The organism is Pseudomonas sp. GW822-FHT02G04, assembly GCF_058802085.1.
Genome location: NZ_JBXANU010000032.1, coordinates 38025 through 60570, shown reverse-complemented (window position 1 = coordinate 60570; position 22546 = coordinate 38025). Strand labels below are relative to the sequence as shown.

The window sequence follows — 22546 nt, the reverse complement described above, 5'->3', positions numbered from 1 at the left end:
CATGGACTTTTTGCTCGGGTTGTTCAGTCGGTTCACGGGGAACGAGGAGATAGCGCGCCTGTTGTTCCTTGGCGCGATCGGTTTGAGTACGGTGCTTGCGGTCGCCGCCTTGATGTTGCTGATGCTGGGTCTCCAGGACCCGGTACAGCGTCGTCTGGCGCTGATCAAGCGTGGATATTTGGGCAATACGACAGGGCAGGAAGCGCCGAGTAATCTGCAACTGTTGCTGGAACGGGTCGGCCAGCGCTTTGCCTCGGCTGAATCGACCCAGACGTCTGTTACCCAGACTCTGTTGATGCATGCGGGGTACCGCTCCTCTTCGGCGGTGCAGATGTACTGGGCGGTGCGCTTGATGTTACCGCTGTTGATGGTCGGCCTTGCGTTGCTGCTGTTGCCGCTGATTCCCAAGGTTTCGCTGGCAGTGGGGCTGTTGTTGGTGGTCATGGTGGCCGGTATCGGGTGGCTGATACCCGCTCTGTATGTCTCCAAGCGCAAGCAGGCGCGTCAAAACCGGCTGCGTACCGCGTTTCCGGATGCACTGGACTTGATGGTGGTGTGCGTGGAGTCGGGTCTGGCGCTGCCTACGACCATCGAGCGAGTGGCTGAGGAGATGTCGGTCAGTCATATTGAGCTGGCTGAAGAACTGGCCCTGGTCAATGCGCAAATCCGTGCGGGCGTTTCCAGTACCGAGGCGCTCAAGCAACTGGCTGTGCGCACTGGCCTGGATGACGTACAAGGGTTGGTCAGCCTGTTGGCACAGAGTATTCGCTTTGGTACCAGCGTGGCCGACACCCTGCGTATTTATGCCGATGAATTCCGTGACCGGCGTACGCAGGCCGCCGAAGAGGCGGGGGCGAAAATCGGCACCAAACTGATATTCCCGCTGATTTTCTGCCTGTGGCCGAGCTTCTTCCTGGTCGCCATCGGCCCGGCCATGATTGGGGTAATGAAAGCATTCGGAAATATGTAAGAGAAGCGGGTGGGGGGCTGTCGAATCAGATGGCCTTGCCACCCGAACCTGATCTGTACTTCCCCTCCCAAGATCTACACATCCCCCGCACCGCTCGCTCCTACGGGTAATGCTGTTCACTTAAACACACCCTTCAGTCATACCTACCTTTGTAGCGAGCGAGCTTGCTCCGGGCGGCGTTCCGACGCTGGGCTGCGTAGCGGCCCCAAAAATCTGACCACCATTGCCGATTTTTGTGAGTGCTACGCACTGGAGCGCCAGCCCGGTCAAGCGGGAGCAAGCTCCCTCGCCACAGGTTTCTCCGATTCAAGACGCTCTTAAGTGAACAGCATTGCTGTTCCTGCAGGAGGATTCGGTCAGAACTGAAAAATGTGTAGATGCCAATACTTTCCTGCAGACGTTATTAAGCCTGGCTTTTTAGCCAGGCTACTTTGGACTATGCCAGAGGTTGGTCATCCATTGACGTGCCTCAGTTGCTGGTGGTCATTTTCCCCCCAGCTTTCTGCTCAAAGAACATCGGGATCGGGTAGGTGAAGCTGTTCAGCCAGCGCTGGAAGGACAGGTCACGCTCAGTGACCGATGCAGTTTGCCGAAAAGGGGAGGCAACCACACCGCGAATCTGTAGCTGCATCCACTGTTCGGTGCCCTTTTGCGGCGCCGAGGAGGGACCTGGCTCAATAGCCCAGGCACTGGTGGACAGGCAAGCCATGCACACAATCAACAGCCCTTTGGTATTCATCTCGACTCCTCATACGTTCTACTTGATCGCAGCATTGGCTGAGGCATCGACTACTGTCTCAGTCTTGCGATTCCCCTCCGAAGCCACCGCTTTTTTGGCAGAGGCCTTGAGTTTTTCTGCGCGGGTTTGAGCCTCTGCGACTTGCTGGGCACTCAAGCTGGCGCGGTTCGCGAGTTCGGCAGCTGCCTTCCAGTTATCCTGATAGATCAGCAGCGTCACCATATTGAGTGCCGCCAATGAATCGGCCTGCTTGAGCTCCATGGCCGTCATGAACTCGAAGCGTGCTTCAGGGATCCGTCGCTGATTGAGGTAGACGACCCCCAGGTCATTGCGCATCTTGTCGTCGGTGGGGGCCATCTTCACCGCACGCTCAAGGTGAGTAGTGGCGCTGGCATTATCATTTTTGGCCGCGGCCAACTGGCCAAGGCCATGTTCTCCTTCAGCGGCCAGGCAGGTGCCGAGCAGGCTTTGATACAACGGCTCCGCATCTTTACGCCCCATCAAGCGCAGCACCCGAGCCTTGCGCAGGCGAACCTGGGCCAGGTCATCGGGCAAGCCTTGCAGGTTCGCCAGGCTGGCATACAAACGGCCCTCGTTGACCATGTTGTCGGCCAGGTTCAGGGCAAGCTCTTGCTCCGAACCGGGCTTGGCACAGACAGCCGGTCGCGAAACCATGCCATTGGTGGCACAACCTGCGAGCATCAATGTCGCCGTTATTGCAATGACTGCTTTCATCGAGTGTCCTCTGGCTACAACACGTTGAACGCCTGGCCAGTGGCAATACAGCTGGCCCGCCAAGCGCTCAAGGTCACCGTTAAGAGTGAGGGCGAAAGCCCGGTTCAGCGTCTGGCTCCGGTTCATTGCGAGAGCCCGGAGCGACTGTCGAAATCGCCATTTTCAAGGAAGAACATGCGGTAGAAGTTCGGGTCGTAATTACGCAGCTGTTCGCCAGGCAATGACGGCAGTTGTGCATTGGCCGCCAGGGGCTGGACCAGATGCGGGGTGACGATCATCAACAATTCGCGCTCTTCGCGGTTGATGGTGTTGTCACGGAAGAACGCGCCCAGAATAGGGATATCGCCCAGCCCCGGAAACTTGTTCACCTGGGAGTTGTTGCGAGTGCTGATCAGGCCGCTGATGACGAAGCTTTCGCCGTCGGCCAGGGAGATGCTGGTGTCGGTGCGGCGCACGGTCAGCGCCGGAACTATCGTGCCGGCGATGCTTACGGCGTTGGTGAAGTCCAGTTCACTGACTTCCGGTGCCACCTTCAGGGCGATACGGTTTTTCTCGATGATGGTTGGCGTCAGGGTCAGGCGGATACCGAACTCCTTGTACTCGATGGAGATGCTATCGCTGCCCGAACTGGGCACCGGAATCGGTACTTCACCACCGGCCAGGAAGCTCGCACTCTGCCCACTGAGCGCTACCAGGCTTGGCCGCGCGAGGGTATAGGCGAAACCGCTGCCTTCCAGCGCGTTGATCGCCACCAGGGTATTACCGGTCGCAAAATTGAGGTTGAACATGCCGTTGTCCACCGGTATCGACGGTGTGACAACGCCGCCGATGGTGGGCAAGGTTCTCGGCGAGCCGAACAGGAAGTTGCCGCGGGTGCCGAAAATAGACGCTGAGGCTTCCTTGAGTTTGGTCCGGCTGACTTCAACGAAACGAATATCGGTTTGCACCTGGCTTGGCAGCAGCGGGTCTTCGGTAGGTCCCGTCGACACGCTGGTCAGCGCCGCGGTGGCCCGGCCCTTGACGAACACCATGCTTTGGCGCGGCGTTTTCGAACAGCTGGTCCAGACCATCAGGCTGGTGGCTCCCGGTGTCAGACCAGTGAGCAGGAAGGCGTTGGGGTTGTTGCCGCTGGGTTGCACATCGGCAATTTTCGGGTCACCCACGGCCAGTTGCGTCACCGGAACCGGTGTGCGCAGTTCATTCTGAAGCCCCTGACCGACCTCGAACGTTGTCGGCATACTGTCCATCTGCGAACAGTTGGCCGCCGCGGCCTGAGCCGCGTCCACGCTGAGGCCCATCCAGAACAGGCCATGGATAATTCGCTTGAAAGCGGGCACGGTACGATAGCTCATTAAGTGCATCCTCGCTGAATAGGCCATCTACAAGGCAAACCAAGTTGCCTCGGATCACTACAAGGGGCCTGAGTCGACCCTCAACCTCGCCAGAGCACTCACCACTAATGATTAATGCCCCCGGCAATATTCCTTGGTGCTACACGCAAGCAGGTGCAATACGCTGATCCGAATGAACAGCGAGCGACCTTCTAAAACGGCTTTTAGTGATCCAGATACCTGGGCTGTCGACCCGAGCAACAGGCTCAGGCTCGACAACCATCGCGGTTATAGGCGGCACTTCCCGCCCACCTGACTCCCCTAAAAAGCAACCGGCAATCACAGCTCTGCGCCGGTAAACGCCTGTCAGGATCATAGTGAGGTAACTCCTTTTGCCAATTCGCTATCTGATCTCTGAACCTAACGTCAAAATTCAAACCGTTATGACTTCTTCTTGTTTGAAGGTAGTTCAAACAAAGCAAAGCGCCATGATTTAAAACAAAACTTTCAGGGCAGAGTGTGGAGATAGCCGTGTTGCTGGCGTTGGAGCCGTAAAAAATGCGGTTCGACGAGGCAACTAAGGCCGCATGACTTACATGGACAGAATCAGGCGTCCGGCGAACAGAATGAGGATCACCCCCATGGTTCGTTCGAACCAGTGCCCCATGCGCATGAACAGCAGTCGCACCCGGGCGCTGGAAAAGAACAGGGCCACGATCACGAACCACAAGGCGTTCACGAAACACATCCACAACCCGTACAGCGCTTGAATCTGCAGCGGTGTCGTAGCGCTGATGATGGTGGTGAAAATCGCCAGGAAGAACAGCGTTGCCTTGGGGTTGGTGGCGTTGGTCAGAAACCCGGTGCTGAAAGCCTTGAACAACGTCTGTTGCTCAGTTGACGCTGCCGCGCCGTTGTCGCCTTCAATCGCCGCTTTGGGTTTGCTGCGCAACAGGCTCACACCGAGGTACAAAATGTAGGCCCCCCCGATCACCTTGGCCACCGTCAGTAGCCAAGGCGTGGTGTGCATCAATGCGCCGACGCCGAGCAAGGTGTACAGCACATGCACGGAAATACCCGCGCCGATGCCCAGCGCCGTACAGATGCCCACTAAGCGCCCGAAACGCACGCTTTGGCGGATGGTCACGGCGAAGTCCGGCCCGGGAGCTACCACGGCCAGAAAATGGATGGTTGCCAGCGCCAGAAACTCGCCCAGGTAATTCGAAAACATCTCAACTCCAGAAAGTCAGGGGGGAAGCATTGCCGCGATAGCCGACAAAGAAAGAAAGGCTCAATCGCGGATCGTCCACACCCGGCGTCACCGAGTGCATGCGGCGTGAATTGAACATGATGAAATCACCCGGCTCAGGGCGAATCTCCAGGGTCGGAGGGCCGAGCAAGGCCGGATCGATGCCGTAACTGTCGCCACGCATCTCGTCGAACTGGTCCGGGGAAATGTCGTGGTCCCACATCTGCAACGCGCCGCCCTCGGTCGGCATGTTCAGGTAAACATTGCAGGCGAACTGCGCTTCCAGGCTTCTGGCCTGGAAGCTGTCCGGGGCGTCCTTGGCGAAAATGTCGTGATGCGCGAGGAAGCACACCCCGGGTTTGACCACGCGCGATAGCCCCACATACATCTTGCGGCCATAGAGATTCTCCAGGTGCGCCCCCGCCGGCCAGGACTCATCGAGCATGCAGCGCAGGGTGTCGACAGGTGAGGAGTAGGGCGCGCAACGGCTGCGCAATTCGGCGATGTTGCTGGTGGCGCGCTCGAAATAGTCTTCGATCAGCAGTGGCTGGTTTTCCGCTTCATAAAACGCCATGCCGATGCGACCGATGCTCGGTGCGTTGATGTAGCCTTCGAAGCCGGGGGCGAGGATCTTGTCGCCGATCTGGATCGCCAGCGGCCGAGGCAACAAGCCTCTGACGCGGATGGCGAGGACTTCTTCGTTGGCCAGTTTTTTTATGCACGTCTCATCGAGACGCTCGACGTCAAGCATCATGTCTTAGGTCCATCTATCAGATAGTCAACAGAGCCCGCGAACGCAGGCTCCTCCGGCGTCAGGCGATGACGGGGTCGACATCGCCCAAAGACTCAATCCACGTGGTAGTGGACTGACAGCGTTCCCTTTTTCTGCGAAAGGGAAGCGATCGTGACCCTGCCCAAATCCTTCAGGCTACGTACATGGGTGCCGCCGCAGCCGTAGGCGGGCAGCTCACCGAAACCGATTTCACGGGTGCCTTCGCGCAACGACGTCAAGCGCGGCAGATCGTGGGCGATCCATTGCTTGATGCCGTGCTGAATCGTCTGGGCATCAACTTCCTGCGCGCCATCGCCCGGTTTGAATTGCACACGTCCTTCATCTGGCCAGTGATGAGCCTTGATCGGCATCCAGCCCATGGCCTGGATGAAGTGACCAATCAGGTGCCCCGCCGAATGCATGCGCGTATTGAACTGGCGGCGTTGCTCGTCGACCCGAATCTGGATCATGCCGAGTTTTACCGGGTGGTCGACGAAATGGATGATCCGCTCCGTTTCCTGCACCACGCGCAGCACCTGGCTTTCGCCGATCCAGCCGGTATCACAGGGTTGCCCGCCGCCCTGGGGGTGAAACAGAGTGGCGCGCAGCACCACGGCGAACTCGTTCTCATAGGGCGTGCAATCCAGGACTTCCACATTGGCCCTGAGGTCATCACTATGGAAAAAGAGGCGAAGCGTCATATTCCATGCCCTTATTAAAATTTCTATTTTTATTATATGAACCGTGGAATTGCGTGATAATCCGTTCAACCATCAAAGGACTGTTGCGCTGTGAGCATAAATCTTCCTCTGCCACTGCTCGGTGAAATGGCGATTTTCGTCAAGGTTGTCGAGACCGGCAGCTTCTCCGAAGCGGCGCGTCAGTTGGGGTCTTCACCCTCGGCGGTGAGTCGCAGCATTTCGCGGCTGGAGAAGGCGCTTGCCACGCGTTTGTTGCAACGAACCACGCGCAAGCTACGCCTGAGTGACGGAGGCGAAGAGGTGTTCAAGCGCTGCCAGGAGATGGTCAGCGCGGCGAAGTCGGTGATGGAAATCAGCGGTCAGTTCACCCAGGAGGCGGAAGGGCTGGTGCGCGTCAGCGTGCCCAAGGCTGTCGGGCGATTCGTGATTCATCCGCATATGCCGGAATTTCTGCGGCGTTATCCCAAAGTGGATGTGGAGTTGTTGCTCGAGGACCGCCAGGTGGATTTGATCGACGACAACGTCGACCTGGCCATCCGTATTACCGATCGGCCCCCCGCGGGGCTGGTGGGGCGCCAGTTGCTGACCATCGACCATTTGCTCTGCGCCACGCCGCAGTACCTGGCCGAGCACGGCACACCGACTCATCCTCACGACTTGCTCAATCACAGCTGCATCTATCTGGGCGAAACCCCGAGCGATGCGCGCTGGAAGTTCAAGAAAGGCAGTAAAGCCGTGACCGTCGGCGTGCGCGGACGTTACGCCGCCAATCACACGGGCGTGCGATTGGGCGCGGTATTGCAACACATCGGGATCGGTAGCCTGCCGTACTTCACCGCTCGTTATGCGCTGGAACAGGGGCTGATTGTGCAGGTATTGCCGGACTGGACCTTTCTGGCGTCCTACCACGGAGGCGCCTGGCTGCTGCATTCGCCCACCCGCTATCTGCCGCCCAAGTTACGGGTGTTCATCGACTATCTGGTGGAATGCCTGGAGAAGGAGCCGACCTTGAGCAAGCCGGGCAAGCCAAGCGCGTTGGGCAAGGGCGCGGCAGCGTATGAGTTGCCGGAGAGTGATGGGTTGCTTTGAGGCCTTGAGGCCAAGATCAAAAGATCGCAGCCTTCGGAAGCGCCCACACGCGCGTAGGAGCTGCCGAAGGCTGCGATCTTTTGATCTTTACCCGGCCAACAAAAAAGGCCCGTATATTCAACCATGCGGGCCTTTTGCGTTACTGATCGCAGATCAGTGCTTGCTGTCCTGGTTCGACATCGCCAGCAGCTGTTTTTCCTGATTCCAGTCGAACGGTTCATCGTTCTGTTCGGCTTCGAAGCGACGTTCTTCCAGCGCCTGGTACAGGTCGATTTCATCATCGGGCATGTAATGCAGGCAGTCACCGGCGAAGTACCACAGCAGATCGCGCGGCACCAGGTGGGCGATTTGCGGATAGCGGGTGATGATCTGGCACAGGATGTCCTGGCCCAGGTATTGGCTTTCGATCGGGTCGACCGGCAGCAACGCACGCAGTTCGTCGAAGCGCTCCAGGAACAAGGCATGGCTTTCTTCGGGAACCTGTTCGGCCTCACCTACGGCGACCAGGATACTGCGCAGGTGGTCGAGCAAGACGAGATGATCGGCAACGACATTGGACACGAGATAAGTCCTCAAGAGCAAAACGGGCGCGGGAGTATAAAGCTCCCGGGCCCATTTTCCCATGATAGAGGACATATGGTCGACCGGATCAGCGAACCTTGCCCTTGCCCAGCACCAGCACCTGTTTGTCGAAATCATCGACGTCGATCACCTTGCGCCGCGCCACCTCCACCTCGCGCAAGGTCTCGGCTTCAGCCGGTTGCAAGACGCCAGCCTCCAGTGCGGCATCGATGACAGACTCCCCGACAGTGGGTTTGACCTGGCGACTTCTCAGCGCCGTGTTGAGTTTTTTCTGTAGCGGTTTGGCGGCGTTCAGCAAGTCGCAGGCGTGCTGCAGGGCGCCGGCCGGATCCTCTGTCGATTGCGGGCGATAGCAGCCCGCCAGTAACTCCTCGAGGGTTGGATCGCCCTTGGCCCGACCGAGGACTGCGGCGACTTTGGCCGCCAGCCTGTCCGACGGGCCTCTGTGCCGGCGACCGAACGGGAACACCATCACCCGCAGCAAGCAGCCGAGTACCTTGTTCGGGAAATTGGTCAGCAGTTCGTCCAGCGCACGTTCGGACTGGCCGAGGCTCTCTTCCATGGCCCAGGCGAACAGCGGACGCATATGCTCCGGCGAGTCGAGATCGTGATAACGCTTGAGCGCCGCGGAGGCCAGATACAGGTAGCTGAGCACATCGCCCAGACGCGCGGACAAGCGTTCGCGGCGTTTCAGATCGCCGCCCAGCAGCATCATGCATTGGTCTGCAAGCATGGCAAAAGCCGCGGCCTGGCGGTTGAGGGCGCGCACGTAGCGTTGGCTGAGCTTGTCTCCGGGCATGTGTTCGAAATGCCCGAAGCCAAGGTTCAGCACCAGGGTGCTGGCGGCGTTGCTCACGGCAAAACCAATGTGTTTGAGCAGCAGCGCGTCGAACTCGACCAGCGCCTGTTGTTTGTCTTCGCGGTGGACAAGGGCCATTTCCTTGAGCACGAATGGATGGCAGCGAATAGCGCCCTGGCCGAAGATCATCAGGTTGCGTGTCAGGATGTTCGCACCTTCGACCGTGACGGAAATGGGCGCACCTTGCCAGCTTCGCGCCAGATAGTTGTTCGGGCCCATGATGATGGCCTTGCCGCCATGAACATCCATGGCGTGACTGACGCACTCGCGACCGCGCTCGGAGAGGTGGTATTTGATGATGGCCGAGGGCACCGACGGTTTTTCGCCGAGGTCGACGGCGTTGGCGGTGAGCATCCGCGCGCTGTCCATCAGCCAGGTACTGCCGCCGATCCGCGCCAGTGCTTCCTGAATCCCTTCGAAGGCTGACAGCGGTGCGTTGAATTGCTCGCGAACCTGCGCATATTGGCCGGTCACCAGGCTGCTGAATTTACCCGCGGCGGTACCGATGGCAGGCAGCGAAATGGAACGTCCGACCGACAGGCAGTTCATCAGCATCATCCAGCCTTCGCCGAGCATCTCCTGACCGCCGATGATGAATTCCAGCGGTACGAACACGTCCTTGCCGGAGTTGGGACCGTTCATGAAGGCGGCGCCCAGCGGCAGGTGACGGCGGCCGATTTCCACACCGGGGGTCTGGGTTGGAATCAATGCGAGACTGATCCCCAGGTCGACTTTGTCACCCAATAGATGATCCGGGTCATAGGCCTTGAAGGCCAGGCCGATCAAGGTCGCCACCGGACCGAGGGTGATGTAGCGTTTTTCCCAGTTCAGGCGCAGGCCGAGGGTTTCCTGGCCTTCCCATTCACCTTTGCAAATCACCCCGGTGTCGGTCATCCCCCCGACGTTGGAGCCCGCCATCGGGCCTGTCAGGGCAAAGCAGGGGATATCGTCGCCGCGGGCCAGGCGTGGCAGGTAATGATTGCGTTGTTCGTCGGTGCCGTAATGCAGCAGCAGTTCCGCCGGGCCAAGGGAGTTGGGCACCATGACGGTGGAGGCCAGGTCACCGCTGCGGGTCGCCAGTTTCATCGCGATCTGGGAGTGCGCATAAGCCGAGAAGCCTTTACCGCCGTATTCCTTGGGGATGATCAGGGCAAAAAAGCCATGCTGCTTGATGTGATCCCAGGCTTGGGGCGGCAGGTCCATCAACTGACTGATCTGCCAATCGGTGACCATCGCGCAGAGCTCTTCGGTCGGGCCATCGATGAACGCCTGTTCCTCTTCGCTCAGCTGCGCTTTTGGATAGGCCAGCAGCTTGTTCCAGTCCGGACGACCGCTGAACAGCTCGCCATCCCACCAGACCGTGCCGGCCTCAATGGCTTCACGCTCGGTTTGCGACATGGGTGGCAGGTTTTTTTGAAACCAGTTGAAAATGGGCGCCGTGAACAGTTTTCGTCGCAGGTCCGGCAGTAACAGGAAGGCGGCTACAGCCGCAAGCATCGCCCAGAAAATCAGCAGCAGCCAGACGGGTGCATGGCTCGCATGTCTGAAGATGCCCATCGCCAGCAGATAGACAGCGATGATACCCAAAGCGGGCAGGGGCGCGGTGCGGCGATGTGCCAGCCAGGCAATCCCGACCACCAGAACCAGTATCCACAACAGCAGCATAATTAATTCTCCTGAAGCCAGGTGCAAAACCACTCTCAGAGCTTAGACGGCATCCATAAAAGTGGGTGGTCGGAGCGATCGGGTTGAGCTTGTAGGACCAAACGGCCGGACTTCGTCAGTTATTTCGATGGAGGGCTCGTCAACAGGGCGGGCAAGCGCTGATATTTGGCCGAAACGTCGTTATCTCTGTGCTGAAGGTATCGCTAGACTCGTGGCTTCCCCCAGGAGATTGCTGCCATGCACGCGTATCTGAGCCCCGGCCGCTTCATCGACAGTGACCATCCCTCGGTGGTGGAGTTCGCCGAAAAACACCGTGGCGCCCGGCGCGATCCGCTGGAGCAAGCGATCAATCTCTATTACGCGGTGCGTGAGGCCGTGCGCTACAACCCCTACACCTTCAGCCGTGATCCGCAGACCTTGCGCGGCAGCTATGCGCTGGCGGCGGGGGAGAGTTATTGCGTGCCCAAAGCCACACTGTTGGCAGGTTGCGCCCGGCATTGCGGGATCCCGGCGCGTATCGGTCTGGCGGATGTGCGTAATCACCTGTCGACACCGCGTCTGCTCGAACTGCTCAAGAGCGATGTGTTCGCCATGCACGGCTACACCGAGCTTTATTTGAACGAGCGTTGGGTCAAAGCCACACCGGCCTTCAATCAACAACTGTGCGAGCTGTTCAATGTCGCGCCGCTGGAGTTCGACGGGATCAACGACAGCGTGTTCCATCCCTTCAACCGTGACGGCGAGCAACTGATGGAATACCTGGTCGATCACGGCCAGTTCACCGATGTGCCTGAAGCGTTCTTTTTCGAGCACCTGGAAAAGTGCTATCCGCATCTGTTCGGCGAGCGGCTGCCGCTGCAACTGGGTGATATGCAGGGCGATTTGAGTCGCGTCTGATCCGGCGTATGCTGCCTGCGCATTCATCCAACAAGGAGCGGTCATGCTGAAGATCTGGGGTCGGAAAAATTCGTCGAATGTCAGAAAGCCGTTGTGGGCCGCCGAAGAGCTGGGCCTGGCCTATGAAGCCATCGATGCCGGCGGTGCCTTTGGCGTGGTCGACACGCCTGAGTACCGGGCGATGAATCCCAACGGTCGCGTGCCGGTGATCGAAGACGACGGCTTCGTGCTGTGGGAATCCAACACCATCGTGCGTTACTTGATGGCCCGCCACGCCAGCGGCACTGCCTGGTATCCGACGGACCTGCAAGCCCGTGCCTCGGCGGAAAAGTGGATGGACTGGACCACCTCAAGTTTTGCCGCGCCGTTTCGCACGGTGTTCTGGGGCGTGTTGCGCACCCCGCAAGAGCAGCAGGACTGGTCGGCCATCAAGGCTGCGATCAAGGAATGCGACGATCTGCTGTCGATGGCCGATCAAGCGCTGGCGGCTAAACCATACCTGTCGGGCGATGAGATCGGCATGGGCGACATTCCCTTGGGTAGCTTCATTTATGCCTGGTTCGAGATGCCGATCGAACGCGCGCCGCTGCCACATCTCCAAGCTTGGTACGCACGGTTGAAACAGCGTCCGGCCTATCGCAAAGCCGTCATGACCGCGTTGACTTAATACTCACTATCGACACGCTTGACTGTACTTGTGTGGCGGCGACAAGCACCATTGCGCTCGTGCGCCGCGGTTGCATTGCTCGCCGCCCGCCCTTATTTATTCCTTTCTTCCCTTCTTGGTGCGTAAATCCGATATGAGTTCCGCTCTGTCCATCCGGCAGCTAACCAAAACCTACGGCAACGGTTTCCAGGCCTTGAGTGGTATCGATCTGGACGTCGCCGAAGGTGACTTTTTCGCCTTGCTCGGCCCGAACGGCGCCGGCAAATCCACGACCATCGGCATTCTCTCGACCCTGGTGAACAAGACCAGCGGTACGGTGAATATCTTCGGTCACGACCTGGACAAAAATCCTGCGGCGCTCAAACGCTCGATCGGCGTGGTGCCCCAGGAGTTCAACTTCAACCAGTTCGAAAAGACATTCGACATTGTCGTGACCCAGGCCGGTTACTATGGCATCCCGGCGAAAATCGCCAAGGAACGCGCCGAGCGGTACCTGACCCAACTGGGTTTGTGGGACAAGCGCGATGTGCCGTCACGCTCCCTGTCCGGCGGCATGAAGCGCCGACTGATGATCGCCCGGGCGCTGGTCCACGAACCACGCCTGCTGATCCTCGACGAACCGACGGCGGGGGTGGACATCGAATTGCGTCGCTCGATGTGGACCTTCCTCACCGAGCTGAACAAGCAAGGCATCACCATCATCCTCACCACGCACTACCTGGAAGAGGCTGAGCAGTTGTGCCGCAACATCGGCATCATCGACCACGGTACCATTGTCGAGAACACCAGCATGAAGCAGTTGCTCAGCCAACTGCATGTCGAGACGTTCCTGCTGGACCTGAAGAACACCTTGCAAGTGGCGCCGCAGTTGCTCGGTTACCCGGCCAAACTGGTCGACAGTCATACCCTGGAAGTCCAGGTCGACAAGGCCATGGGCATTACCGCGCTGTTCACCCAATTGGCGCAGCAGAACATCGAAGTGTTGAGCCTGCGTAACAAAACCAATCGCCTTGAGGAGTTGTTCGTGTCCCTGGTGGAGAAAAATCTGTCGAAGGTGGCGGTATGAGTTCCGAGCTGCAACCCAACCTCGTCGCCCTCAATACCATCGTTTACCGTGAGGTCAAGCGCTTCACCCGGATCTGGCCGCAGACCTTGCTGCCGCCAGCCATCACCATGGTTCTGTATTTTGTGATCTTCGGCAATCTGATCGGTCGGCAGATCGGCGGCATGGGTGGCTTCACGTACATGGAGTACATCGTGCCGGGGCTGATCATGATGTCGGTGATCACCAACTCCTACGGCAACGTGGTGTCGAGTTTCTTTGGCAGCAAGTTCCAGCGCTCCATCGAAGAGTTGATGGTGTCGCCGGTGTCACCGCATACGATTCTGATCGGCTACACCTTGGGCGGCGTGCTGCGCGGGTTGATGGTCGGGATCATCGTGACGTTGCTGTCGCTGTTCTTCACCACGCTACAGGTGCATCACCTGGGCGTGACCGTTCTGGTGGTGCTGCTGACGGCGACGATCTTCTCGCTGCTGGGCTTCATCAACGCGGTATTTGCGCGCAACTTCGATGACATCTCGATCATCCCGACCTTCGTGCTGACACCGCTGACGTATCTGGGCGGGGTGTTCTACTCGATCAGCCTGCTGCCGCCATTCTGGCAGACCGTGTCGCTGGCCAACCCGGTACTGCACATGGTCAACGCCTTCCGTTACGGCATCCTTGGCGTGTCGGACATCAAGATCAGCGTGGCGATCGCCTTCATGCTGGTAGCGACTGTTGTGCTGTACATCGGTTGTGCGCGGCTGCTGGTGAGTGGGCGTGGGATGCGTACGTGACGGCGGTCACTGCGGTCCACTGTGGTAGCGGGCTTGCTCGCTTAGGCTGTGGGTTGGTGTGCATATCCGTTTCTGCGGTAACGACGATTGGCGGTTTCGCTCTTACAGCGAGTCACTTTCGAAAAGCGCGAAAGTAACCAAAGCGCTCTTGCCCCTTTTGTTCGGTGCCTCGCCCAGGCTCGGCATGCCCTCGCTCCGGTCCTGCTCCGTGGGCCCGCCGCCATCGGCCATCCATGGCCGGGGGCGGCTAACCCGGCATCCATGCCGGGTTGCCCACTGCGCAGAACCTCCACTCGGCCTCTCGAGGGGGCGGTGCGTCAAAATCAAAAGCAAGGCGGCCTACCGGCCGGCCTGATCTGAAGCGAACGCGTTCCCCCCGTAGGAGCTGCCGAAGGCTGCGATCTTTTGATCTTGCCGTTGCCGTTGCCGTTGCTTTGCTTTTGATCTTGATCTGCTTGCCCCTTTTCCCAGAGGCCGAACGCAGGCGTTGCGTAGGGGGCACCGCGGCAGGGATGCCGCGGTAGCCGCCCCCGGCCATGGATGGCCGATGGCGGCGGGCCCCCGGAGCAATGCCGGAGTGAGGGCATGCCGAGCCTAGGCGAGGCACCGAATGGCGGGGCAAGAGCGCTTTGGTTACTTTCGCGCTTTTCGAAAGTGACTCGCTGTAAGAGCGAAACCATAAGTAGCCGTTACCGCAGCAATGGATATGTCCCCCATATAAAAAAACGGCCTCCCAAGCGGAGGCCGTTTTTCATTCCTGCATCCGGTTGCGCTTACGCCGTGCCCACTGCCGACTCACCCACCAGCGCCAATACATCATCACCAGGCAATAAGCCAACGCCCCAAGCACCAGCCCCGTTACCACCGAGCCCAGTAAAAACGGTTGCCACAAAGTCGAGAGTTCGCCGCTGATCCATGCCCAGGTCAACTCGTCCGGCAAGCTCCTGGCGGGGACGTCCATCAGCCAGGCGCCGGTCTGGTAGGTGCAGAAGAACACCGCCGGCATGGTGATCGGGTTGGTCAGCCAGACCAGGCTGACGGCAATCGGCATGTTGCCGCGCACCACGATGGAGAGGATGGCGGCCAGCAGCATTTGCAACGGGATGGGCAGGAATGCCGCGAACAGGCCAACGGCCATGGCCCGCGCGACGGAATGACGATTGAGGTGCCAGAGGTTCGGGTCATGCAGCAGGGTGCCAAGAAAGCGTAAGGATTTGTGTTCCCTGATGCTGGTCGGGTCTGGCATGTAACGTTTGAATAAGCGCCGGGGCATAAGGCTTCTCGGTCGGTTAAGGCGGCAAGTATGTCTGGATTCTACGAACCGCCCATTCAGACTTTGTGACAATTGTTAACGACGCCTGTGCGGCGCGACGGCTAAGCCTAGGGAAGGGACTCTCAAGGACGGGCATATGCGCACAGGGATGATGGCGCTGGCGTTGGGTCTGCTGGCCCTGCGTTTTTTACCGGTATTGCCGCCGGCGGGGTTGTGGCTGTTGTTGCTGGTAGTGGGTTTGATGTTGCTGCCGTTTCGAACCTTTCCACTGGCATTTTTTCTATTCGGCTTCAGTTGGGCATGTGCGAATGCGCAATGGGCGCTGGATGATCGCTTGGCGCTGAAGCTCGATGGCGAGACTCGCTGGGTCGAAGGTCGTGTCACCGGGTTGCCGCAGCAGGCCGAGGGCGTGGTGCGTTTCGAACTGACAGACAGTCAGTCGCGTCGCACCCAACTGCCTCGGCACTTGCGCCTGGCCTGGTATGGCGGGCCGCCCGTCAACAGTGGCGAGCGGTGGCGGCTGGCGGTCAAATTGAAGCGTCCTGCCGGGCTGCTCAACCCCCATGGTTTTGATTACGACGCCTGGTTGCTGGCCCAACGCATCGGCGCCACCGGGACGGTCAAGGACGGTCAGCGACTGGGGGAAGCGCAGTGGGCCTGGCGCGACGGCATTCGTCAGCGTTTGCAGGCCGTCGATGCGCAGGGGCGAACGGGGGCGCTGACGGCGTTGGTGCTGGGGGACGGCGCCGGGTTGAGCCGTGAGGACTGGCAGGTGCTGCAAGACACCGGCACCGTGCATCTGTTGGTGATTTCCGGGCAGCACATTGGTTTGCTGGCGGGACTGGTGTATCTGCTGATCGCCGGGCTGGCGCGTTATGGCTTATGGCCCAGGCGCTTGCCGTGGCTACCGTGGGCGTGTGGGCTGGCGTTCGCGGCGGCGCTCGGTTATGGGCTGCTGGCCGGTTTCGAGGTGCCGGTGCGTCGGGCCTGCCTGATGATCGGTCTGCTGTTGTTGTGGTGGCTACGGTTTCGTCATCTCGGTGCATGGTGGCCGCTGTTGTTGGCGCTGGACGGCGTTTTGCTGCTGGACCCGCTGGCAAGTCTGCAACCGGGTTTCTGGTTGTCTTTTGCGGCGGTAGCGGTGCTGATTTTCACCTTTGGCGGGCGATTGGGCCCGTGGCGTTGGTGGCAAACCTGGACCCGTGCCCAATGGCTGATCGCGATCGGGCTGTGCCCGCTGCTGTTGGTGCTGGGGTTGCCGATCAGTCTCAGCGGGCCGCTGGCCAATCTGCTGGCGGTGCCCTGGATCAGTCTGCTGGTCTTGCCACCGGCCTTGCTCGGAACACTGTTGTTGCCCGTTCCTTATGTGGGCGAGGGGTTGCTGTGGTTGGCTGGCGGTCTGATCGACCTTTTGTTCAAGGGACTGGCGTTGATGGCCGGGCAATTGCCCGCGTGGGTGCCGGTGGCGGTTCCGTTGTGGGTTTGGGCGTTCGGCACGCTGGGCGCATTTCTGCTGTTACTGCCACGTGGCGTGCCGTTGCGCCTGTTGGGCTGGCCGATGTTGCTGTTGCTGGTTTTTGCGCCCCGGCACACATTGCCTGAAGGCGTCGCCGAGGTCTGGCAACTGGATGTCGGCCAAGGGTTGGCCATCCTGGTGCGCACCCGCCATCACATTCTGCTGTATGACGCCGGGCCGCGTTTCGGCGATATCGACCTGGGGGCGCGGGTGGTGTTGCCATCGTTGCGCAAACTGGGGGTGAACGGACTCGATCTGATGCTGATCAGCCACGCCGACGCCGATCACGCCGGCGGTGCGCGAGCGATTGCCAGCGGTGTGCCGGTGACGCGGGTACTGAGTGGCGATCCACTGGCCCTGCCGGACGAGCTACACGCCGAAGGCTGCGAGAGCGGTCAACAGTGGACTTGGGACGGCGTGCGGTTCCAACTCTGGCAGTGGCCGTCGGCCATCGATAGCAATCAGAAATCCTGCGTGCTACAGATCGAAGCCAACGGTGAGCGGTTGCTGCTGACCGGCGATATCGATACCGCGGCCGAGCGGGCGCTGCTCGACGGTCCATTGGCGGTGCCGACGGATTGGCTGCAGGCTCCGCATCATGGCAGTCGCAGTTCATCTTCGATGGCGTTGCTCAGCGCCTTGCAACCCAAAGCGGTGCTGATCTCCCGTGGCAACGGCAATTCTTTCGGCCATCCCCATCCCACGGTCGTGGCGCGCTATCAAAAGCGTGGCATGGCGATCTACGACAGCGCCGAGCAGGGCGCCATTCGTCTACAACTGGGGCGCTTCAAACCACCTTGGACGATGCTTCAGGAACGGCGTTTCTGGCGCGATCCGCCAGCATTGCGCCAGTAACCCGCGTCATCAAAGCCCGACCGGATGCGACATCGCGGTCTTCGGTGCGCCCACCCCCTATGTTAGAGTGGCGCACTTTTTCGAGGGGACTGTCACTGTGTGGGAATTGGTCAAATCCGGCGGCTGGATGATGCTGCCGATCATTCTGAGTTCCATCGCGGCCATGGCGATCGTCGCCGAGCGTCTCTGGACCCTGCGCGCCAGCCGCGTGACCCCGGAGCACTTGCTCGGGCAGGTCTGGGTCTGGATCAAGGACAAGCAACTCAATAAAGAAAAACTCAAGGAACTGCGCGCCAACTCTCCGCTGGGCGAGATCCTGGCTGCCGGTCTGGCCAACTCCAAGCATGGTCGCGAGATCATGAAAGAGTGCATCGAAGAGGCCGCCGCGCGGGTGATTCACGAGCTCGAACGCTACATCAATGCCCTGGGCACCATCGCCGCCATGGCCCCGTTGCTGGGACTGCTGGGTACGGTGCTGGGCATGATCGATATTTTCAGTGCGTTCATGGGCACGGGCATGGGCACCAACGCCGCGGTGCTGGCCGGGGGTATTTCCAAGGCACTGATCACCACCGCCGCCGGCCTGATGGTCGGTATTCCGGCCGTGTTCTTCCACCGCTTCCTGCAACGTCGGATCGATGAGCTGGTGGTGGGCATGGAGCAAGAGGCGATCAAACTGGTCGAGGTTATACAGGGCGATCGCGACGTGGACCTGGCCGAGGGTAAAGCGTGAAATTCCGTCGTAAACCACGGGAAACGGTAGACATCAACCTCGCGTCGCTGATCGACGTGGTGTTTATCCTGTTGCTGTTTTTCGTCGTGACCACCACGTTCACCCGTGAAACCCAGTTGCGCGTCGACCTGCCGGAAGCGGTCAGCGGCTCCCCGGCCGAAGACCAGCAGCTCAAGCAACTGGACATCGCCATCAGCGCCGATGGGGCGTATTCGGTCAACAACCAGCTGTTGCCCAAGAACGACCTGACCAGCCTGATGGAAGCGCTGCAGAAAGAATCCAATGGCGACACCAATCTGCCGCTGTCCATCAGCGCCGATGGCAAAACCCCCCATCAGTCCGTCATCACCGCGATGGACGCTGCCGGCAAGCTTGGTTTCAGCCACTTGCGCATGACCACTGTCGAGGCGGCGCCGGCGTCCTGATGGCCATGTCCGATCGATTGCTCGCCGCGTGGTACGAAGGTCATCCGGCGTTGAAGCTGTTGCAGCCGCTTGAGTGGCTGTATCGGCGCGTGGTCACCGGCAAGCGCGAGCGTTTTTTGGCGGGCGAGGGCGAGATCTACCAATCGCCGGTGCCGCTGATCGTGGTCGGCAACATCACGGTGGGCGGCACGGGCAAGACGCCGCTGATTCTGTGGATGATCCAGCACTGTCAGCGCAGTGGTTTGCGGGTCGGCGTGGTCAGCCGTGGTTACGGCGCCAAACCGCCGCAATTGCCGTGGCGGGTCGCGGGGGATCAAGGCGCGGACGTGGCGGGCGATGAGCCGCTGTTGATCGTCCAGCGCACCGGCGTGCCGCTGATGATCGACCCGGACCGCAGCCGTGCGGTCAAAGCCTTGCTGGCGAGTGAGCCACTGGACCTGATCCTTTCCGACGATGGCATGCAGCATTACCGGCTGGCTCGTGACCTGGAACTGGTGCTGATCGATGCCGCTCGCGGCTTGGGCAACCGCCGTTGTCTGCCCGCCGGACCCTTGCGCGAACCGGTCGAGCGTCTGCAAAGCGTCGATGCGGTGTTGTACAACGGCGCCGCCAATGATCGCGAAGACGGTTTTGCCTTTCAGTTGCAACCCACCGAACTGGTCAACCTGCACAGCGGCGAACGGCGGCCTCTCGACCACTTTCCCGCAGGTCAGGCCCTGCACGCCGTGGCCGGGATCGGCAATCCCCGGCGTTTCTTCACGACCCTCGAAACGCTACACTGGCGGCCAGTGCCCCATGCATTTGCCGACCACGCCGAGCACAGCGTGCAGGCCTTGAATTTCACACCGTCATTGCCAGTGGTGATGACAGAAAAGGACGCGGTGAAGTGCCGTGCCTTCGCCGCCGCCGATTGGTGGTACCTGGCGGTCGATGCTGCGCCATCGCCGGCCTTCGTGGCCTGGTTCGATACGCAGCTGATGCGCCTGTTGCCGGCTCGTCTTTTGCCTTAACTCCGTTTCTATCCAGGGAATGTACATGGACACCAAATTGCTCGATATCCTCGCTTGCCCGGTCTGCAAAGGCCCGCTCAAGCTCAGCGCCGACAAAACCGAGCTGATCAGCAAGGGCGCCGGCCTCGCGTACCCGATTCGCGACGGCATCCCGGTGATGCTCGAAAGCGAAGCGCGCACCCTGACCACCGACGAGCGTCTGGATAAATGACCACAGCCTTTACCGTTGTCATTCCATCGCGTTATGCCTCCACCCGTCTGCCGGGCAAACCGCTGTTGCTGATCGCCGGCAAGCCGATGATCCAGCACGTCTGGGAACAGGCGAGCAAAAGCAGCGCCCAGCGCGTGGTGGTCGCCACTGACGATGCGCGCATCGTCGAGGCCTGCAAGGGCTTTGGCGCCGAAGTGGTGCTGACCCGCGAAGATCACAATTCCGGCACTGACCGTCTGGCCGAAGTGGCAGCGAAACTGGGCCTGGCCCCGGACGCGATCGTGGTCAATGTTCAGGGCGACGAGCCGCTGATTCCGCCAAGCGTGATCGATCAGGTCGCCGCCAACCTGGCCGCTCACACCGAAGCACGCATGGCCACCCTGGCCGAGCCGATCGAAGACGTCGAAACCCTGTTCAACCCCAATGTGGTCAAAGTGGTCAGCGACCTCAATGGCCTGGCGCTGACCTTCAGTCGTGCCACCTTGCCGTGGGCTCGGGACGCGTTTGCCAAAAGTCGCGAGCAATTGCCGGAAGGCGTGCCGTATCGCCGCCACATCGGCATTTATGCTTACCGCGCCGGTTTCCTGCAGGACTTCGTCACCTGGGGCCCCTGCTGGCTGGAAAATACCGAGTCTCTGGAGCAACTGCGTGCCCTGTGGCACGGCGTGCGGATTCACGTCGCCGATGCGCTGATCGCACCGCCCACCGGCGTCGACACCATTGAAGACCTCGAGCGCGTTCGTCGCCTGCTGGAGGCCTGATGCGGGTTCTGTTCGTCTGCCTGGGCAACATCTGCCGGTCCCCCACGGCTGAGGGCGTCTTGCGGCACAAACTGCGTAAAGCGGGATTGGCCGATCAAGTCGAAGTGGCTTCCGCCGGCACCGGTGACTGGCACGTCGGCAAGGCCCCGGACAAGCGCAGCCAGGCCGCGGCGAAACTGCGCGGCTACGACCTGTCCGCCCAGCGCGCCCAGCAAGTGACCCGCGCCGATTTCGCCACTTATGACCTGATTCTGGCGATGGACAACAGCAACCTGCGCCACCTCAAGGCCATGCAACCGGCCAAGGGCAAGGCCGAGCTGGACCTGTTCCTGCGTCGCTACCAGTCGGAAATCGATGAAGTGCCGGATCCTTATTACGACGGCGACCAAGGCTTCGAACAGGTTTTGGACCTGATCGAGCGCGCCAGCGATCTGCTGGTGATCGAATTGAAGGGACGGTTATGAGTTTGCAGGTTCAACCCCGGGTTTCGCTCAAACCGTACAACAGCTTTGGCGTGGACGTTCAGGCGCGGCTGTTTGCCGAAGCCCATAGCGATGCCGACGTGCGCGAAGCCCTGGCCTATGCGGTCGAACACGAAGTGCCGGTGCTGGTGATCGGTGGTGGCAGCAATTTGTTGCTGACCGCTGATGTGCCGGCACTGGTGCTGCGCATGGCCACACGAGGGATTCGCCTGCTGAGCGATGACGGTAACCAGGTGGTGATCGAAGCCGAGGCCGGCGAGCCGTGGCATCCATTTGTGCAACACACCCTGGCGCAAGGATGGTCGGGGCTGGAAAACCTCAGCCTGATCCCCGGCACCGTCGGCGCGGCACCGATGCAGAACATCGGCGCTTACGGCGTCGAGATAAAAGACGTATTCGCCGGCCTGACGGCCCTCGATCGCCAGACCGGCGAGCTGCGGGACTTCACACTGGCCGAGTGCAACTTCGCTTACCGCGACAGCCTGTTCAAACAGGAGCCGGGGCGCTGGTTGATCCTGCGGGTGCGTTTCACCCTCACGCGCACCGCGCACCTGCACCTGGAATACGGCCCGGTGCGTCAGCGCCTGACCGAGCAGGGTATTGATCACCCGACGCCGACCGATGTCAGCCAGGCCATTTGCAGCATCCGCAGCGAAAAACTCCCGGACCCGGCGGTGCTCGGCAATGCCGGCAGCTTCTTCAAGAATCCGTTGGTGCCAGCCGCACTTGTGGCACAACTCAAGGGTGAATACCCGGATCTGGTGGCGTATGCGCAGCCCGACGGGCAAATGAAGCTGGCGGCGGGCTGGCTGATCGAACGCGCCGGCTGGAAAGGCTTTCGCGACGGCGATGCTGGTGTTCATAAGTTACAGGCGCTGGTGCTGGTTAACTACGGCGCCGCCACGGGCCTGCAATTGCTGAACCTGGCGCAGCGCATCCAGAAAGACATTGCAGAGCGTTTCAAGGTCGACCTGGAAATGGAACCCAACCAGTATTGAGGCTACGCTTACAGGCTGATTAAAAAGCCCTGCACATTTTCAGATGTGCAGGGCTTTTTTGTTAATGCTCAGTTAACTTAGCCAGCTAACGATGCCAGCATTTGCTCCATCAAAGGCCCGGTGCAGACGTCGCGTCCGCATAAGAGAGCCGATTAGCCTGAGTCGATCTGCGTGTAGTGAACCG

The 22546-nt window shown here is 60.1% G+C and carries 23 protein-coding genes; 14 read left to right on the top strand and 9 right to left on the bottom strand.

Annotated features, from left to right (window positions below):
* The first annotated feature begins 1 nt into the window (after position 1).
* Complete coding sequence (locus tag AC1RO5_RS27470) at positions 2-970, top strand: type II secretion system F family protein (RefSeq protein WP_493178745.1); 969 nt, start codon at positions 2-4, stop codon at positions 968-970.
* Between the two features lie 469 nt (positions 971-1439).
* Here AC1RO5_RS27470 and AC1RO5_RS27465 read toward each other — a convergent pair whose 3' ends face one another.
* From AC1RO5_RS27465 to AC1RO5_RS27440, 6 genes are all read right to left on the bottom strand, one after another.
* Positions 1440-1709 (bottom strand): DUF3613 domain-containing protein, encoded by a 270-nt coding sequence (locus AC1RO5_RS27465; protein WP_493178744.1) that lies wholly within the window; start codon positions 1707-1709, stop codon positions 1440-1442.
* Positions 1710-1727: 18 nt separating this feature from the next.
* The gene (locus AC1RO5_RS27460) at positions 1728-2444 is read right to left on the bottom strand and encodes a tetratricopeptide repeat protein (protein ID WP_493178742.1); all 717 of its coding nucleotides are present in this window, start codon (positions 2442-2444) and stop codon (positions 1728-1730) included.
* 122 nt (positions 2445-2566) lie between these two features.
* Positions 2567-3796 (bottom strand): type II and III secretion system protein family protein, encoded by a 1230-nt coding sequence (locus AC1RO5_RS27455; protein WP_493178741.1) that lies wholly within the window; start codon positions 3794-3796, stop codon positions 2567-2569.
* 571 nt (positions 3797-4367) lie between these two features.
* On the bottom strand, positions 4368-5006 hold the full coding sequence (locus AC1RO5_RS27450; protein ID WP_493178739.1) for a LysE family translocator: 639 nt from the start codon (positions 5004-5006) through the stop codon (positions 4368-4370).
* Between the two features lies 1 nt (position 5007).
* Complete coding sequence (locus AC1RO5_RS27445; protein ID WP_192379515.1) at positions 5008-5778, bottom strand: 2OG-Fe(II) oxygenase; 771 nt, start codon at positions 5776-5778, stop codon at positions 5008-5010.
* A 92-nt stretch (positions 5779-5870) separates the two neighbouring features.
* Entirely contained in the window at positions 5871-6497 is a 627-nt protein-coding gene (locus tag AC1RO5_RS27440; RefSeq protein WP_493178737.1) for an alanyl-tRNA editing protein, read from the bottom strand.
* A gap of 90 nt (positions 6498-6587) precedes the next feature.
* Between AC1RO5_RS27440 and AC1RO5_RS27435 the strand changes: the two genes are divergently transcribed.
* Complete coding sequence (locus AC1RO5_RS27435) at positions 6588-7586, top strand: LysR family transcriptional regulator (protein WP_493178736.1); 999 nt, start codon at positions 6588-6590, stop codon at positions 7584-7586.
* Between the two features lie 153 nt (positions 7587-7739).
* Here the strand turns inward: AC1RO5_RS27435 and AC1RO5_RS27430 are convergent, their stop codons facing one another.
* Together AC1RO5_RS27430 and AC1RO5_RS27425 are read right to left on the bottom strand one after the other, a co-directional pair.
* Positions 7740-8147 (bottom strand): PA2817 family protein, encoded by a 408-nt coding sequence (locus AC1RO5_RS27430; RefSeq protein ID WP_007938686.1) that lies wholly within the window; start codon positions 8145-8147, stop codon positions 7740-7742.
* Positions 8148-8235: 88 nt separating this feature from the next.
* A complete protein-coding gene (locus AC1RO5_RS27425) occupies positions 8236-10692 on the bottom strand; it encodes an acyl-CoA dehydrogenase (protein WP_493178735.1) in 2457 nt (818 codons plus the stop codon).
* A 237-nt stretch (positions 10693-10929) separates the two neighbouring features.
* Between AC1RO5_RS27425 and AC1RO5_RS27420 the strand changes: the two genes are divergently transcribed.
* From AC1RO5_RS27420 to AC1RO5_RS27405, 4 genes are all read left to right on the top strand, one after another.
* A complete protein-coding gene (locus AC1RO5_RS27420; RefSeq protein ID WP_493178733.1) occupies positions 10930-11589 on the top strand; it encodes a transglutaminase-like domain-containing protein in 660 nt (219 codons plus the stop codon).
* A 43-nt stretch (positions 11590-11632) separates the two neighbouring features.
* A complete protein-coding gene (locus tag AC1RO5_RS27415; RefSeq protein ID WP_493178732.1) occupies positions 11633-12256 on the top strand; it encodes a glutathione S-transferase family protein in 624 nt (207 codons plus the stop codon).
* Positions 12257-12389: 133 nt separating this feature from the next.
* Positions 12390-13322: an ABC transporter ATP-binding protein gene (locus AC1RO5_RS27410; RefSeq protein ID WP_493178731.1), complete on the top strand. Its 933-nt coding sequence runs from the start codon at positions 12390-12392 to the stop codon at positions 13320-13322.
* The gene (locus tag AC1RO5_RS27405) at positions 13319-14098 is read left to right on the top strand and encodes an ABC transporter permease (protein ID WP_007938676.1); all 780 of its coding nucleotides are present in this window, start codon (positions 13319-13321) and stop codon (positions 14096-14098) included. The genes AC1RO5_RS27410 and AC1RO5_RS27405 overlap by 4 nt, the downstream gene beginning before the upstream one ends.
* Before the next feature lie 751 nt (positions 14099-14849).
* On the opposite strand, the gene AC1RO5_RS27400 is transcribed toward AC1RO5_RS27405, so the two are convergent.
* Positions 14850-15371, bottom strand: coding sequence for a DUF2062 domain-containing protein (locus AC1RO5_RS27400; RefSeq protein WP_493178729.1), 522 nt, complete (start codon positions 15369-15371; stop codon positions 14850-14852).
* A 136-nt stretch (positions 15372-15507) separates the two neighbouring features.
* Here AC1RO5_RS27400 and AC1RO5_RS27395 point away from each other — a divergent pair, with 136 nt between their 5' ends.
* From AC1RO5_RS27395 to murB, 8 genes are all read left to right on the top strand, one after another.
* A complete protein-coding gene (locus tag AC1RO5_RS27395) occupies positions 15508-17742 on the top strand; it encodes a DNA internalization-related competence protein ComEC/Rec2 (RefSeq protein ID WP_493178728.1) in 2235 nt (744 codons plus the stop codon).
* A 97-nt stretch (positions 17743-17839) separates the two neighbouring features.
* On the top strand, positions 17840-18475 hold the full coding sequence (locus tag AC1RO5_RS27390) for a MotA/TolQ/ExbB proton channel family protein (RefSeq protein ID WP_007941964.1): 636 nt from the start codon (positions 17840-17842) through the stop codon (positions 18473-18475).
* Complete coding sequence (locus AC1RO5_RS27385) at positions 18472-18900, top strand: ExbD/TolR family protein (RefSeq protein WP_018926235.1); 429 nt, start codon at positions 18472-18474, stop codon at positions 18898-18900. The genes AC1RO5_RS27390 and AC1RO5_RS27385 overlap by 4 nt, the downstream gene beginning before the upstream one ends.
* A complete protein-coding gene (lpxK, locus tag AC1RO5_RS27380) occupies positions 18900-19910 on the top strand; it encodes a tetraacyldisaccharide 4'-kinase (protein ID WP_493178727.1) in 1011 nt (336 codons plus the stop codon). The genes AC1RO5_RS27385 and lpxK overlap by 1 nt, the downstream gene beginning before the upstream one ends.
* A 25-nt stretch (positions 19911-19935) precedes the next feature.
* Positions 19936-20121: a Trm112 family protein gene (locus AC1RO5_RS27375; RefSeq protein WP_003179363.1), complete on the top strand. Its 186-nt coding sequence runs from the start codon at positions 19936-19938 to the stop codon at positions 20119-20121.
* Entirely contained in the window at positions 20118-20882 is a 765-nt protein-coding gene (kdsB, locus tag AC1RO5_RS27370) for a 3-deoxy-manno-octulosonate cytidylyltransferase (protein WP_253416268.1), read from the top strand. The genes AC1RO5_RS27375 and kdsB overlap by 4 nt, the downstream gene beginning before the upstream one ends.
* Positions 20882-21346, top strand: coding sequence for a low molecular weight protein-tyrosine-phosphatase (locus AC1RO5_RS27365; protein ID WP_493178725.1), 465 nt, complete (start codon positions 20882-20884; stop codon positions 21344-21346). The genes kdsB and AC1RO5_RS27365 overlap by 1 nt, the downstream gene beginning before the upstream one ends.
* Entirely contained in the window at positions 21343-22362 is a 1020-nt protein-coding gene (gene murB / locus AC1RO5_RS27360; protein ID WP_493178723.1) for a UDP-N-acetylmuramate dehydrogenase, read from the top strand. Before AC1RO5_RS27365 ends, murB begins: the two co-directional genes overlap by 4 nt.
* Positions 22363-22546 lie beyond the last annotated feature (184 nt).